The organism is Cellulomonas alba (assembly GCF_030362835.1).
Classification (GTDB): domain Bacteria; phylum Actinomycetota; class Actinomycetes; order Actinomycetales; family Cellulomonadaceae; genus Cellulomonas; species Cellulomonas alba.
Map to the genome: position 1 here is coordinate 1,142,419 of NZ_JAUCGQ010000001.1, position 13,321 is coordinate 1,155,739.

At 73.6% G+C, this 13,321-nt stretch carries 15 protein-coding genes; 4 read left to right on the plus strand and 11 right to left on the minus strand.

The window, feature by feature from the left end; all coding sequences use genetic code 11:
- Nucleotides 1-10: 10 nt before the first annotated feature.
- Nucleotides 11-1,690: an ATP-binding cassette domain-containing protein gene (locus QRT04_RS05085; protein WP_289453999.1), complete on the minus strand. Its 1,680-nt coding sequence runs from the start codon at nt 1,688-1,690 to the stop codon at nt 11-13.
- A 211-nt stretch (nt 1,691-1,901) separates the two neighbouring features.
- On the opposite strand from QRT04_RS05085, the gene QRT04_RS05090 reads away from it, so the two are divergent.
- Nucleotides 1,902-3,965 (plus strand): glycosyl hydrolase family 28-related protein, encoded by a 2,064-nt coding sequence (locus QRT04_RS05090; protein WP_289454000.1) that lies wholly within the window; start codon nt 1,902-1,904, stop codon nt 3,963-3,965.
- Between the two features lie 136 nt (nt 3,966-4,101).
- On the plus strand, nt 4,102-4,548 hold the full coding sequence (locus tag QRT04_RS05095) for a DUF5709 domain-containing protein (protein WP_289454002.1): 447 nt from the start codon (nt 4,102-4,104) through the stop codon (nt 4,546-4,548).
- Nucleotides 4,549-4,556: 8 nt separating this feature from the next.
- Here the strand turns inward: QRT04_RS05095 and QRT04_RS05100 are convergent, their stop codons facing one another.
- Nucleotides 4,557-5,474: a LysR family transcriptional regulator ArgP gene (locus QRT04_RS05100; protein WP_289454003.1), complete on the minus strand. Its 918-nt coding sequence runs from the start codon at nt 5,472-5,474 to the stop codon at nt 4,557-4,559.
- A gap of 69 nt (nt 5,475-5,543) precedes the next feature.
- Between QRT04_RS05100 and QRT04_RS05105 the strand changes: the two genes are divergently transcribed.
- A complete protein-coding gene (locus tag QRT04_RS05105; RefSeq protein ID WP_289454004.1) occupies nt 5,544-6,134 on the plus strand; it encodes a LysE/ArgO family amino acid transporter in 591 nt (196 codons plus the stop codon).
- Nucleotides 6,135-6,142: 8 nt separating this feature from the next.
- On the opposite strand, the gene truA is transcribed toward QRT04_RS05105, so the two are convergent.
- Nucleotides 6,143-7,093 (minus strand): tRNA pseudouridine(38-40) synthase TruA, encoded by a 951-nt coding sequence (gene truA / locus QRT04_RS05110; RefSeq protein ID WP_289454007.1) that lies wholly within the window; start codon nt 7,091-7,093, stop codon nt 6,143-6,145.
- 193 nt (nt 7,094-7,286) lie between these two features.
- Here truA and QRT04_RS05115 point away from each other — a divergent pair, with 193 nt between their 5' ends.
- Nucleotides 7,287-8,042: an ROK family protein gene (locus tag QRT04_RS05115; protein ID WP_289454008.1), complete on the plus strand. Its 756-nt coding sequence runs from the start codon at nt 7,287-7,289 to the stop codon at nt 8,040-8,042.
- 51 nt (nt 8,043-8,093) lie between these two features.
- Here the strand turns inward: QRT04_RS05115 and QRT04_RS05120 are convergent, their stop codons facing one another.
- The 8 genes from QRT04_RS05120 to map form a co-directional block, all read right to left on the minus strand.
- Nucleotides 8,094-8,804 carry an alpha/beta fold hydrolase gene (locus QRT04_RS05120; protein ID WP_289454010.1) on the minus strand — a complete coding sequence of 237 codons (711 nt, stop codon included), beginning with the start codon at nt 8,802-8,804 and terminating at the stop codon, nt 8,094-8,096.
- 98 nt (nt 8,805-8,902) lie between these two features.
- Nucleotides 8,903-9,478 carry a 50S ribosomal protein L17 gene (gene rplQ, locus QRT04_RS05125; protein ID WP_289454011.1) on the minus strand — a complete coding sequence of 192 codons (576 nt, stop codon included), beginning with the start codon at nt 9,476-9,478 and terminating at the stop codon, nt 8,903-8,905.
- Nucleotides 9,479-9,542: 64 nt separating this feature from the next.
- Nucleotides 9,543-10,550, minus strand: a complete 1,008-nt coding sequence (locus QRT04_RS05130; protein WP_289454013.1) for a DNA-directed RNA polymerase subunit alpha — start codon at nt 10,548-10,550, stop codon at nt 9,543-9,545.
- Between the two features lie 129 nt (nt 10,551-10,679).
- Nucleotides 10,680-11,081, minus strand: a complete 402-nt coding sequence (gene rpsK, locus QRT04_RS05135; protein WP_289454015.1) for a 30S ribosomal protein S11 — start codon at nt 11,079-11,081, stop codon at nt 10,680-10,682.
- Between the two features lie 65 nt (nt 11,082-11,146).
- The gene (gene rpsM / locus QRT04_RS05140) at nt 11,147-11,527 is read right to left on the minus strand and encodes a 30S ribosomal protein S13 (RefSeq protein ID WP_289454017.1); all 381 of its coding nucleotides are present in this window, start codon (nt 11,525-11,527) and stop codon (nt 11,147-11,149) included.
- A 193-nt stretch (nt 11,528-11,720) separates the two neighbouring features.
- Nucleotides 11,721-11,834 (minus strand): 50S ribosomal protein L36, encoded by a 114-nt coding sequence (gene rpmJ / locus QRT04_RS05145; protein WP_013117849.1) that lies wholly within the window; start codon nt 11,832-11,834, stop codon nt 11,721-11,723.
- 56 nt (nt 11,835-11,890) lie between these two features.
- The gene (gene infA, locus QRT04_RS05150) at nt 11,891-12,112 is read right to left on the minus strand and encodes a translation initiation factor IF-1 (RefSeq protein WP_013770189.1); all 222 of its coding nucleotides are present in this window, start codon (nt 12,110-12,112) and stop codon (nt 11,891-11,893) included.
- Nucleotides 12,113-12,475: 363 nt separating this feature from the next.
- Complete coding sequence (gene map / locus QRT04_RS05155) at nt 12,476-13,318, minus strand: type I methionyl aminopeptidase (protein ID WP_289454019.1); 843 nt, start codon at nt 13,316-13,318, stop codon at nt 12,476-12,478.
- Nucleotides 13,319-13,321: the final 3 nt, after the last annotated feature.

Here is a 13,321-nt window from a genome sequence, read left to right on the forward strand (position 1 = left end):
CGGCGGGGCGTCACGCCCGCGCGGCCCGGGCGACGTCCCACACGGCCTCGCGGGTCTCGACGACGGTGCCGTCGTCCCGGACCACCAGGAACCGGTCGAACGTCCGCGTGAACCACCGGTCGTGCGTCACCGCGAGGACGGTCCCCTCGAACGCGGCGAGCCCGCGCTCGAGCGCCTCGGCGGAGTGCAGGTCGAGGTTGTCGGTCGGCTCGTCGAGCAGCAGCAGCGTGGCGCCGCCGAGCTCGAGCAGCAGGATCTGGAACCGCGCCTGCTGCCCGCCCGACAACGTCTCGTAGGCCTGCTGCGCGGCGTCGACGAGCTCGTAGCGGTCGAGCGCGCGGCTCGCCTCGTCACGCGGCAGGCCACGGCGGTGCGCGTCGCCCCGGTGCAGGATCTCGAGCAGGGTGCGCCCGACGAGCTCGGGGTGCGCGTGGTTCTGCGCGAACCAGCCGGGTCGGACGCGCGAGCCGAGCACGGCGCTGCCGGTGTGGGCCACCGGGTCGACGGCGACGTCCCCCGCGGGCTCGTGCTCGGGCCCGGGATCGGTGCCGCCCGCGGCGAGCAGGCGCAGGAGGTGCGACTTGCCCGTGCCGTTGGCACCGAGCAGCGCGACCCGCTCGCCGAACCACACCTCGACGTCGAACGGCCGCAGGAGACCCGTGAGCTCGAGAGCCGAGGCGACCACGGCGCGCTTGGCCGTCCGCCCGCCGCGCAGCCGGACCTGCACCGCCTGGTCGCGCGCCAGCAGCGTCGGCGGCCCGACCTCCTCGAACTTGCGCAGCCGCGTCACGGCCGCCTGGTAGCGGCTCGACATCCCGTCGTTGAAGGTCGCTCGCTGCTTGAGCGCCACGACGAGCTCGCGGAGCTTGACGTGCTCCTCCTCCCAGCGGCGCAGCAGCTCCTCGAGGCGCGCGCGCCGGTCCTCGCGCGCCTGCCCGTAGGTGGCGAACCCTCCGCCGTGCACCCACGCGGTCGCGCCCGCCGGTCCGGGCTCGAGCGTGACGACGTGGGTCGCGACGCGCGCGAGGAGCTCGCGGTCGTGGCTGACGAACAGCATGGTGCGCCCGCTCGCCACGAGGCGGTCCTCGAGCCAGCGCTTCGTCGGGACGTCGAGCGCGTTGTCGGGCTCGTCCAGCAGCAGCACCTCGGTCGGTCCGCGCAGCAGGGCCTCGAGGACGAGCCGCTTCTGCTCGCCGCCCGAGAGGCGGCGGACGTCGCGGTGCTGGGCGCGCTCGAAGTCCTCGCCGAGCACCGCCTGCGTGATCCGGTCCCACGCGAGCTCGGCGTCGTAGCCACCGACGTCGGCCCAGTCCGCGAGCGCCTGCGCGTACCGGAGCTGGGCGGGCTCGTCGTCGACCTCCATGATCCCGAGCTCGGCCTCGGCCAGCTCGCGGGCCGCGGCCGCCACGGCCGGGTCGGCGAGCGACGCGAGCAGGTCGCGCACGCTGCGGTCGTCGTCGACCCGTCCGATGTCCTGGCGCATGACGCCGAGGCCGCCCGAGCGCGTCACTCCGCCGATCGGTGCGGGCTCGTCCCCCGCGACGATCCGCAGCAGCGTCGACTTGCCGGCGCCGTTCGGCCCGACGAGCGCGACGCGCTGCCCGTCGCCCACGCGGAACGAGACGTCGCGGAGCAGGGGCCGACCGTCGGGCAGCGTGACGCCGATGCCGGCGACGTCGAGGTGGGCCATGTGGACAGTCTCGACGGCCGGCTGCGCACCGCACCAGCGCAATCGTTGCGCCCAGTTGCGCGTTTGCTGCAAGAAACGAACAGATCGTAGAAACACCCGGTCTACTGCTTGTGAGTTCGCGAACGATGCCCCTAATGTCGGCTTCGCTCTGCCAGGGGGTGCCCGAAGGGCGGCGACGGAGCCGCCCGCCCGAGACAGAAACGAGTCAACGATGACTGGTCCGCTCCCGGCCCGACGCCGCGCGCGTCTGGCCTCCCCCGTCCCCTCCGCGCGCAGACTCGTCGGCGGGCTCGCAGCCGTCGGGCTCGCCGCCGGCACGCTCGTCGCCGGCGCCACGCTCGCGTCCGCCGCGCCGGCGGCCCCCACCCCGGCGACCCGCGCGGGTCTCGACCCTGCGACCGTCGCAGGCCGGGGGGCAGACCTCGGGTTCACCGAGCTCGAGGCCGAGAACGCCACGACGACGGGCACCGTCCTCGCGCCGAGCCGCGACGCGTACACCCTCGCGTCCGAGGCGTCGGGCCGCTCCGCCGTGACCCTCGCGCCCGGGCAGTACGTCGAGCTCCGCCTGCCGGCCGCGGCGAACGCGATCACCGTGCGCTACTCCATCCCCGACGCACCCGCCGGTGGCGGCATCACGTCGCCCCTCGTCGTCAAGGCGCCGGGCGGGCCCGACCGGACCGTCACGCTGACGTCGCAGTACTCGTGGCTCTACAACGCGTACCCGTTCAGCAACGACCCGCGCCTCACCACGTCGATCCAGCCGGACTGGTGGACCACCGAGTGCGGCTGCGTCCCGGGCACGACCACGACGTTCGCCGCCCCGTTCCGGCCGTTCCACTTCTACGACGAGCAGCGCGTGCTGCTGGGCCGGACGGTCAAGGCCGGCCAGACCATCCGCCTCACGGCACCCCAGGGCGCGGCACCGACGACGATCGACGTGGTCGACACACAGGTGGTCGGCGCGCCGAAGGTCGACCTCGTCGCCTCGAACGTGCTGCTGTTCGGCGCCGACCCGACGGGCCGTCGCGACTCGGCCGGCGCGTTCGACAAGGCGATCGCGTTCGCGCAGAAGCACCACCTCAAGGTCTACGTGCCGCCGGGCACGTACCAGGTGAACCGGCACGTCGTCGTCGACCACGTGACGATCGAGGGCGCCGGCTCGTGGTGGACGGTCATCAAGGGCCGCGAGGTCGCGCTCGCGACGCCCGCCGCCGACGGGTCCGTGCACACCGGCGTGGGGTTCTACGGCAAGGACGCGAGCGTCGGCGGCAGCCACGACGTGCACCTGTCGGGCTTCGCGATCGAGGGCGACGTCCGCGAGCGCGTCGACACCGACCAGGTGAACGGCATCGGCGGCGCGCTCTCCGACTCGACCGTCGACGGTCTGTACGTCCACCACACGAAGGTCGGCGTCTGGATCGACGGCCCCGCGACGAACCTGCAGATCCGCAACACGCAGATCGCCGACCAGATCGCCGACGGCGTCAACTTCCACACCGGCGTGACGAGCTCCTCGGTGCGCAACACGTTCGTCCGGAACACGGGAGACGACGCGCTCGCGATGTGGTCCGACAAGGTCGAGGACGTCGGCAACTCGTTCGACCACGTGACGGTCCAGACGCCGACCCTCGCCAACGCCGTCGCGTTCTACGGCGGCACCGACAACACGCTGTCGAACAGCCTGCTCGCCGACACCCAGCGCGAGGGTTCGACCATCCACGCCGGCTCGAGGTTCGGCGCCGAGGCGTTCACGGGCCACCTCTGGATCACCGACAACACCACGGTCCGCGGCGGGAACCTCGACCTGAACTGGAACATCGGGCTCGGCGCGCTGTGGATCTACGCGCTCGAGCGGACGATCGACGCCGACATCCAGGTGACGGGCGACCACTTCCTCGACAGCACCTACAACGCGCTGATGCTCGTGTCCGACTACGGCGTCAAGGACCTGTACACGATCTCGGACGTGCACTTCGCGCACGACCGTGTGGACGGCACCGGGACGTCGGTGCTCAGCGCGCGCGTCGCGGGATCGGCGACGTTCGAGGACGTCGACGCGCGGAACGTCGGAGCCGTCGGCATCAACAGCTGCGGGTCGTTCCACTTCACGCCCGCGGGCTCCGAGTTCTCGGTCGTCGACCTCGGCGGCAACGACAGCTCAGGGACGAACACGACGGGCCCCTGGCTCGCGCCGTGGGAGCTGCCGAACACCATCACGTGCGACGACCGGCCCGCCCGCGTCGCACCGCCGTCGCCGACGCCCTGGATCGGCTGACGCCGCGAGCCGCGGCCGGTGCCCGTCGGGGACTTCGGGCACCGGCCGCCCCCTCCTGCGGTGGCTCGAGAGCCGCACGAGGGACGTCGGCCCGCCCCCCTGGCGTGGCCGCCGCGCAGGTGCGAGGGTCGGTCGCATGAGCGATGACACCACCGGCACGAGTCCCGATCCCGAGAGCGGCGCCGAGGGCGACAACGACCAGCTGACGCTGGACGACACCCTGCTCGAGCGCGGGGTCGACGACCTGCTCGACGAGGGCTACTCGCCGCCCGAGCGCCCGCGGTCGAACCACTACGGCGAGACGTCGTGGGAGGAGCAGCACCGCGAGACGATCGACCAGCGCATCGGCCAGGAGGAGCCCGAGGTCTGGGAGCAGCGGCCGCGCGTCAGCGGCGACCGCGAGGAGCTCCGGGCGGGTCGCCTGGTGGCCGACGACGACGCGGTCGAGGCGGGCGGCACCGACGAGTTCGCGATCGACGCGGGGGTGTCGGGCGGCGCCGCCTCGGCCGAGGAGGCCGCGGTGCACCTCGTCGAGGAGGAGTACGTCGACGACACGCGCTACCGGGACGACGAGGACGAGTAGCCCGTTCGTCAGCCGGGCCGCCGGAGCACGGCGCGCGCTGCGGCCGTCACGCGGCGCGTGATCTCGTCGAGCGTCGGCGTCCGCACGGACCACCGCTGCCAGTGCAGCGGGACGTCGAGCCAGCGCTCCGTGTCGAGGTCGACGAGCTCCCCCGCGTCGGCGCGGCGCTGCGCGTCCTGCTCCGGCACCATCCCCCACCCGAGCCCGGCGGCCACCAGCGCGACGAAGGCCGCAGTCGAGGGCACGTGGTGGACGGCGGCGGCCGCGACCGCCCGCTCGCCCTCGTCGCCCGCCACGAGCGCCGCGTACCGGTGCTGCAGCAGGTCGTCGGGCGCGAACGCCACGACCGGTGCGTGGACCAGGCTCGCCGCGGCGACGCCCGACGCGAACCACCGCTCGCGGAACGCGGGGGCTGCCATCGCCCGGTAGCGCATCGCGCCGAGGGGTTGCGAGCGGCAGCCCTGCACCGGCTCGGCGTCGGCCGTGACGGCGGCGATCACCGCGCCCGAGCGCAGCAGCTCGGCCGTCGCGTCCTGGTCGGCACGACGGACGTCGACCACGATCGCCGGCGGCAGGTCCGCGAGCGCCGCCGGGAACCAGGTGGCGAGCGAGTCGGCGTTCACCGCGAGCGCGATCCGGTGGCGGACGTCGGCGAACCCCGGTGGCGTCGGGTCGAGGGCCGCCCACGCGTCCTGCGTCAGGAGGCCGACCTGGCCCGCCAGCCGCACGAGGACCGTGCCGGCGGCGGTGGCGCGGACCGGCCGGGAGCGCACGACGAGCACCTGGCCGACAGCCTGCTCGAGCGCGCGCACCCGCTGGCTCACCGCGGACGGCGTGACGGCCAGGCGCGCGGCGGCGCGTTCGAACGTGCCCTCGTCGACGACGGCCGCGAGCGCGGCGAGCTGGTCCGGCGGGAACGAGTTCATGAAGCAACGCTACAGATGCCGAACAATCCTTCATTGGCCTTCATGTTCCGCCTTGCCTAGGGTCTGGGCGTGCCCTCCGCCCTCGCCGGCCTGCTCGCCGGGCTCTCCCTGATCGTCGCGATCGGCGCCCAGAACGCGTTCGTGCTGCGGCAGGGCGTGCGTCGCGAGCACGTCGGTGCGGTCGTCGCGGTCTGCGTGGCCGCCGACCTGCTGCTCATCGGCGCGGGCACCGCCGGGCTGGGCGCACTGGTCCACCGCCATCCCGCGGCGCTGACCGCCGCGCGGTACGGCGGGGCCGCGTTCCTCGCGACGCTCGCCGTCCTGGCGATCCTGCGCGTGCGGCGGCCGGAGCGGCTCGACCCCGCGGCGAGCGGGCCGGCGCGGCTCGCCCCCGTGCTCGGCACGTGCCTCGCGCTCACGTTCCTCAACCCGCACGTGTACCTCGACACCGTCGTCCTGCTCGGCAGCCTCGCGGGCCAGCGGACCCAGCCCTGGGCGTTCGCCGCCGGCGCGGGCACGGCCAGCGTGCTGTGGTTCACGGCGCTCGGGTTCGGCGCCGGGCTGCTGCGGCCCGTGTTCGCGCGGCCGCGCGCGTGGCAGGTGCTCGACGTCGCGGTCGCGGCGGTGATGGCGACGTTGGCCGTGGTCCTCGTCGTCTGATCGAGGCGTCACTCGCAGCCGCACTCGGCGGCGCGCGCGGCGGCCACCGCGAGAGGCGACGGGTCGACGTCGTGCGAGGCCCGGCGAGCGCGCGTCTGCTCCGCCCGTCGGGCGAGCTCGTCGTCCGACGGGTAGCCCACCTCCTCGAGCGTCAGCCCGTGCGGCGCCACGACGTGTGCCGCGGCGTCCCGCCGCCCGGCGACGAGCAGCTCGACCGGCCACGAGACAGGACGGCGTCCCTCGCCCACGGCGAGGCTCGCGCCGACCAGCGACCGGACCATGGAGTGGCAGAAGGCATCGGCCTGGACGCGGGCCACCACGAGCCCCGCGTCGGGCCCGTCGGCGGCACGGGTCCACCCGAAGAGCTCGAGCGTCCGGATCGTCGTCGCGCCCTCGCGCGGCTTGCAGTAGGCCGCGAAGTCGTGGCGCCCGACCAGCCCGCGCGCGGCCTCGTCCATCGCCGCGACGTCGAGCGGGCGGCGGTGCCACAGCACCGCGGTCCGGGTGAGCGGGTCGCGCGCGGCCGGGTCGTCGCAGATCCGGTACGCGTACCGGCGGCGCAGCGCCGAGAAGCGCGCGTCGAAGCCGTCGGGCGCGACCGCCACGCGGTGCACCACGAGGTCCGGCGGCAGGACCCCCGCCAGGCGCGTCACGAGTGCGTCCGTCGCGCTCCGCGCAGTGCGCCCGCGCGTCGCGTCGAGCACCGCCGCCGGCACGTCGACGTGCGCCACCTGACCGCGCGCGTGGACCCCGGCGTCGGTGCGCCCCGCCACCGTCACGCGCGGGTCCGGCACGCCGTGCGCCGCGGTCCGCAGCACGGTCGCGAGCGCGTCCTCGAGCAGGCCCTGCACCGTGCGCAGCCCGGGCTGTCGCGCCCAGCCCGCGAACGCGGAGCCGTCGTACGCGAGGTCGAGCCGCAGGCGGACGGGGTTCTCGTCGCTCGGCGGCTCGCTCGTCACACGCACACGCTAGCCGCCCGCTCACGCCGCTCGGCGTCCGGCGTCCCGCGCCCGCTGCACGCCCAGTTCTCCGTCGAGAACGCCTCGGCGGTTCCAGACCCGCCAGGGCGCGTCGTTACTACCGCCCACCGCGGCCGCTCGGCGTGCGGCGTCCTGCCCCGCCTGCGGCCCGGTGCGCCAGTACCGTGACCCCATGCCGGGCGAACCGTTCACGCTCGCGGTCGACTGCGGGGGCAGCGGCCTCAAGGCGTCGGTCCTCGACGCCGGCGGCACGATGCACGCCCCGCGCGTGCGCATCCCCACGCCGTACCCGCTCCCGCCGACGCGGCTCGTCGACGCGGTCGCCGACCTCGCCGCCGGGCTGCCACCCGCGCACCGCGCGACCGTCGGCATGCCGGGCATGATCCGTCACGGCGTGGTCGTGGCGACGCCGCACTATGTGACGCGGTCCGGCCCGCGCAGCGCGGTCGACGCCGGGCTCGGCGCCGCGTGGGCGGGCTGCGACATCCGCGCGATGCTCGAGGAGCGCCTCGGCGTCCCGACGCTCGTCCTCAACGACGCCGAGGTGCACGGCGCGGGCGTCGTCTCCGGCACCGGGGTCGAGCTGGTGCTGACGCTCGGCACGGGCCTCGGCTCGGCCCTCTTCGACGGCGGCACGCTCGCACCGCACCTCGAGTGGTCGCACGCGCCGGTGCGGTGGGGCGTGACGTACGACGCCTACATCGGCCAGCCGGAGCGCGCCCGGCTGGGAGACGGCCTGTGGTCCCGCCGCGTGCGCCGCGTGGTCGACGGGCTGCGACCCGTCGTCCACTGGGACCGCCTCTACCTCGGCGGAGGCAACGCGCGTCGGATCACGCCGCCCGTGCTCGACCGGCTCGGCGACGACGTGGTCGTCGTGCCGAACGAGGCCGGCATCGTCGGCGGCGTGCGCGCCTGGTCGCTCCGCTGACGCGCACCGCCCTCACCGCACCCGACCCCGTCCGCGGGCCCGCCCACGCCCTCAGCGCGCCGAGACCTCCGCGTGCACCTCGAGCAGCACGCGCGTGAACCGCACCGGCTGGGTCAGGTTCACCAGGTGCGTCGCGCCCGGCACCACGACGAGCCGCCCGTCCCGGCACGCCGCGAGGAACCGCCGCTCCTCGCCGCGGAAGTGGTCGAACCGGCCGTTGACGAGCCACACCGGAGCCTGCACCGCGCGCAGGTCGGCGACCGGGTCCTCACGCGCCATCGCACGCAGCACGCCGGTCGTGGCCTCGAGCGCGTAGCCGCCTGCCGCGAGGTCGCGGGCGCCGGCGGCGGGGATCGTGTGCGCGACGAACCAGTCGTTGACGGCCGCGCCGTGGTCCGCGAACCCCTCGAGCACCGCCGCGGCGCGGGACCACGCGGCGACGACGAGCCGGTGCGGCCGGGTCGAGCACGCGGCAGCGACGAGCCCGGCGACCTGGTCCGGCCGTCGCGCGGCGTGCGCGATCGCGACGTACGCCCCGAGCGACACCCCGACGACCAGCGCCGACCCGCCGAGCTCGTCGACCGCGCGCTCGATCGTGGCGACGCCGTCGTCGACGGTGAACGTCCCACCGACGCGCGCGCCGTGACCGGGCAGGTCGACGGCGAGCGCCGGGATGCCCAGGCGCTCGAGCGCGGCGAGCTGGCGTCGCCACATCGTGCGCGACGCGCGCAGCCCGTGCACCAGCACCACGGGAACGTCCACCAGCGGACGCTACCGCCGGCCTGACGCTCCGGGCGTGCGAGGCAACGACGAAGGCCCGGACCCTCGCGGGGTCCGGGCCTTCGTCGTCAGGCGGTGCGTCAGGCCTTGTCGGCCTCGTCGGCGGCAGCCTCGTCGCCGGCCTCGGCGGCGGGCGCCTCGGCCTCGGCGGGGGTCTCCTCGCTCGCGGCCTCGTCGGCCTCGACGACCGGCGTCTCCTCGGCGGGGGCCTCGACCGGCGCCTCGGCGGCGGCCTTCTTCGGCGCCGCCTTCGCGGCGGTCTTCGTCGCCTCGCGGACGACGGCCTGCTTCGGCGAGAGCGGCTCGAGCACGAGCTCGATCACGGCCATCGGCGCGTTGTCACCCTTGCGGGGGCCGATCTTGGTGATGCGCGTGTAGCCACCCTGACGCTCGGCGACCGCAGGCGCGATCTCCGTGAACAGCTGGTGCACGACACCCTTGTCCTTGACGACCGTCATGACGCGACGACGCGCGTGCAGGTCGCCACGCTTGGCGAACGTGATGAGACGCTCGGCGAGCGGGCGAAGGCGCTTGGCCTTCGCCTCGGTGGTCGTGATGCGCTTGTTCTCGAACAGCTGCGTCGCGAGGTTCGCGAGGATCAGCCGCTCGTGCGCCGGTCCGCCACCGAGCCGGGGACCCTTGGTGGGCGTAGGCATTGTGTGTCTCCTTGAGTTCCAGTGATGGGCTGCGCACCGCCGCTAGGCGGCGCGCTCCCCGGCGTCAGAAGTTCTCGTCCTCGACGAAGTCGCCCTCGTCGTCGCCGTAGTAACCGGCCGACGAGTCGAAGTCGAGCGTGCCGTCCTTGAGCGTGAGCCCCAGCTCGGCCAGCTTCTCCTTGACCTCGGTGATGGACTTCTGACCGAAGTTGCGGATGTCCATGAGGTCGGCCTCGCTGCGCGCCACGAGCTCACCCACGGTGTGGATGCCCTCACGCTTGAGGCAGTTGTACGAGCGGATCGTCAGCTGCAGGTCCTCGATCGGCAGCGCCAGGTCCGCCGCGAGCGCGGCGTCCGTCGGCGACGGGCCGATCTCGATGCCCTCGGCCTCGACGTTCAGCTCACGCGCGAGCCCGAAGAGCTCCACGAGCGTCTTGCCGGCCGACGCGAGCGCGTCACGCGGGCTGATCGCGAGCTTCGTCTCGACGTCGACGATGAGCTTGTCGAAGTCCGTGCGCTGCTCGACACGCGTCGCCTCGACCTTGTAGGTCACCTTGAGGACCGGCGAGTAGATCGAGTCGACCGGGATCCGGCCGATCTCCGCGTCGAACGACTTGTTCTGCGCCGCCGACACGTAGCCACGGCCGCGCTCGACGGTCAGCTCGATCTCGAGCTTGCCCTTGTCGTTCAGCGTGGCCAGGTGCAGGTCGGTGTTGTGCACCTCGACACCGGCCGGCGGCACGATGTCCGCCGCGGTGACCTCACCCGCACCCTGCTTGCGCAGGTACATCACGACCGGCTCGTCGTTCTCCGAGGAGACGACGAGCTGCTTGATGTTGAGGATGATCTCGGTGACGTCCTCCTTGACACCCGGCACGGTCGAGAACTCGTGCAGCACGCCGTCGATCCGGATGGACGTGACAGCGGCACCGGGGATGGAGGACAGGAGCGTCCGACGCAGCGAGTTGCCGAGCGTGTAGCCGAAGCCGGGCTCGAGCGGCTCGATGGAGAACCGCGACCGGTTCTCCGAGATGACCTCTTCGGTCAGGGTGGGGCGCTGTGCGATGAGCACGGTGGGGTTCCTCTCAGCGGGCGTCCGCCATATGACGCTCCGCAGTACTGCCGACTGGACGTGCCTCGGTCCGCACGCCCAGCAACGCTGATGTCCCCGGGGACCACGAGGGTCCCCGGGGAACGAGGGTCAGACGCGGCGACGCTTCGGCGGACGGCAGCCGTTGTGCGCCTGGGGCGTCACGTCCTGGATCGAGCCGACCTCGAGGCCGGTCGCCTGCAGCGAGCGGATCGCCGTCTCGCGGCCCGAGCCCGGGCCCTTCACGAAGACGTCGACCTTCTTCATGCCGTGCTCCTGGGCACGACGCGCGGCGGCCTCGGCGGCGAGCTGCGCGGCGAACGGCGTCGACTTGCGCGAGCCCTTGAAGCCCACCTGGCCCGACGACGCCCAGGCGATCACGGCGCCCGACGGGTCGGTGATGGACACGATGGTGTTGTTGAACGTGCTCTTGATGTGCGCCTGGCCGTGGGAGACGTTCTTCTTCTCCTTGCGGCGCGGCTTGCGCACGCTGGCACGAGTCTTGGGAGGCATCTGCTTCTCTTCTTTCGTCTACGGGTCGAGGTGCCGGGGGCAGGGTCGCCCGCGCCGGCAGGGGGCTACTTGCGCCCGGCCTTCTTCTTGCCGGCCACGGTGCGCTTCGGGCCCTTGCGGGTACGCGCGTTGGTCTTGGTGCGCTGGCCGCGCACCGGGAGACCACGGCGGTGCCGCAGACCCTCGTAGCAGCCGATCTCGACCTTGCGACGGATGTCGGCAGCGACCTCGCGGCGGAGGTCACCCTCGAGCTTGTAGCTCGCCTCGAGGTAGTCGCGGAGCGCGACGAGCTCGGTGTCGCCGAGGTCCTTCACGCGGATGTCGCCGCTGATGCCGGTGGCCTTCAGGGTCTCGAGCGCGCGCGTGCGGCCGACCCCGTAGATGTAGGTGAGCGCGATCTCCAGCCGCTTCTCGCGGGGGAGGTCGACGCCGATGAGACGTGCCATGTGCCTGGTGGCTCCTGTACTGATCGGAGGTCTGCCGCACCGTCCTCCCGCGGTCCTGCGGGCCCCGGCCTCCGAGCCGGGGGTTCGACGGCGGTCACGGCTGGGCCGGACCGTCGAAGTGGCGGTGCGCTTGCAGCCCGCGGTGCGGGCCTGGGTGGGAGGCGTCAGTCTCCCGGGTGGTGCTGGTGGCTGCTCAGCCCTGGCGCTGCTTGTGGCGCAGGTTCTCGCAGATCACCTGGACGCGACCGTGCCGGCGGATCACCTTGCACTTGTCGCAGATCTTCTTGACGCTCGGCTTGACCTTCATGGTCTCCTCCGCCGCCGCTTCCCGGGCGAGCCCGGCGTGACGGCGTGTCGTGGTGGTTACTTGTACCGGTAGACGATCCGGCCGCGGGACAGGTCGTACGGGCTCAGCTCGACGACCACACGGTCCTCAGGGAGGATCCGGATGTAGTGCTGTCGCATCTTGCCCGAGATGTGGGCGAGCACCTTGTGCCCGTTCGTGAGCTCCACGCGGAACATCGCGTTCGGCAGAGCCTCGACAACGCTGCCCTCGATCTCGATGACGCCGTCCTTCTTGGCCATGTCCTCCGCTAACTGTCGGTCGAATCGGCCCACGACCGACCCGCGCCCCCCGGCACAGCCGGGCGGTCGACTCGTTCGTGGAGAGTGCCGCACCACGCCCTGACACCGTGCGACTCGGAGCATGACGCTCGTCGCCACCGGCAGCACCGGACGCTGGACACAGACACCCAACGGGCAATCTTACGTCATCGGCGCCGCACGACGAAACGCCCGCAGCGGTGACGCCCGCGACGCCCGTCGACGTCCCCGCAGGTCGCGGCGGCCGACCGGCGAACGTCGTCCGCCGGGTGACGAGCGCCACGGCGCGGGTGCACCACCCCCAGCGGGGCGCCCGTGCGCGTCGCGCGAGGTCGCGGCGGCCTATCAGTCGAGCGGAGCGATCTCCACGCCCAGCTCGGCGAGCCGCTCGGCGCCGCCGTCGTGCGCGGTCAGCACCCAGATGCCGCCCTCGAGGATCGCGACGGAGTGCTCCCAGTGCGCCGCACGCGAGCCGTCCTGCGTCACGACCGTCCAGTCGTCGTCCAGCACGTCGGTGAACCGCGCGCCGCGCACGACCATCGGCTCGATCGCGACGCACATCCCCGGCTGGATCCTCGGCCCGCGGTCGCGCGCGCGGTAGTTGAGGACGTCCGGCGGCTGGTGCATCGCGGTCCCGATGCCGTGACCCACGTACTCCTCGACGATGCCGTACCGCTCGCCGCCGTTCTCCCCCGCCGCCTGCGCGGCGTCCACGACCTCCTCGACCGCGTGGCCGACGACGCCGAGCCGGTCGCCGCCGGCGAGCGCGGCGATGCCGGCCCACAGGGCGCGCTCGGTCGTCGCCGCAAGCGCCGCGTCACCCGCATCCCCGCCGTCGAGCACGACCGTCACGGCCGAGTCGCCGTGCCATCCGTCGACGATCGCGCCGCAGTCGACCGACACCACGTCGCCCGCCTCGAGCACGCGCGGCCCGGGGATCCCGTGCACGACCTCGTCGTTGACCGACACGCACAGCGTCGCGGGGTAGCCCTCGTAGCCGAGGAACGACGGGGTCGCGCCGTGCGCGCGGATCACGCGCGCCGCGAGCGCGTCGAGGTCACCGGTCGTCACGCCGGCACGGGCCGCCGCGCGGACCTCGTCGAGCGCCGCCGCCACGACGAGCCCGGCGCGCCGCATGAGGCGCACCTGGTCGGGCGTCTTGAGCTCGATCCGCTCCCTGCCGAACATCGC

Excerpts from the sequence above, each read along its gene's own strand:
- QRT04_RS05085 (WP_289453999.1), bottom strand. The coding sequence starts at position 1,690 with ATGGCCCACCTCGACGTCGCCGGCATCGGCGTCACGCTGCCCGACGGT.
- QRT04_RS05090 (WP_289454000.1), top strand. The coding sequence starts at position 1,902 with ATGACTGGTCCGCTCCCGGCCCGACGCCGCGCGCGTCTGGCCTCCCCC.
- QRT04_RS05095 (WP_289454002.1), top strand. The coding sequence starts at position 4,102 with ATGAGCGATGACACCACCGGCACGAGTCCCGATCCCGAGAGCGGCGCC.
- QRT04_RS05100 (WP_289454003.1), bottom strand. The coding sequence starts at position 5,474 with ATGAACTCGTTCCCGCCGGACCAGCTCGCCGCGCTCGCGGCCGTCGTC.
- QRT04_RS05115 (WP_289454008.1), top strand. The coding sequence starts at position 7,287 with ATGCCGGGCGAACCGTTCACGCTCGCGGTCGACTGCGGGGGCAGCGGC.
- rplQ (WP_289454011.1), bottom strand. The coding sequence starts at position 9,478 with ATGCCTACGCCCACCAAGGGTCCCCGGCTCGGTGGCGGACCGGCGCAC.
- rpsK (WP_289454015.1), bottom strand. The coding sequence starts at position 11,081 with ATGCCTCCCAAGACTCGTGCCAGCGTGCGCAAGCCGCGCCGCAAGGAG.
- rpsM (WP_289454017.1), bottom strand. The coding sequence starts at position 11,527 with ATGGCACGTCTCATCGGCGTCGACCTCCCCCGCGAGAAGCGGCTGGAG.
- rpmJ (WP_013117849.1), bottom strand. The coding sequence starts at position 11,834 with ATGAAGGTCAAGCCGAGCGTCAAGAAGATCTGCGACAAGTGCAAGGTG.
- infA (WP_013770189.1), bottom strand. The coding sequence starts at position 12,112 with ATGGCCAAGAAGGACGGCGTCATCGAGATCGAGGGCAGCGTTGTCGAG.
- map (WP_289454019.1), bottom strand. The coding sequence starts at position 13,318 with ATGTTCGGCAGGGAGCGGATCGAGCTCAAGACGCCCGACCAGGTGCGC.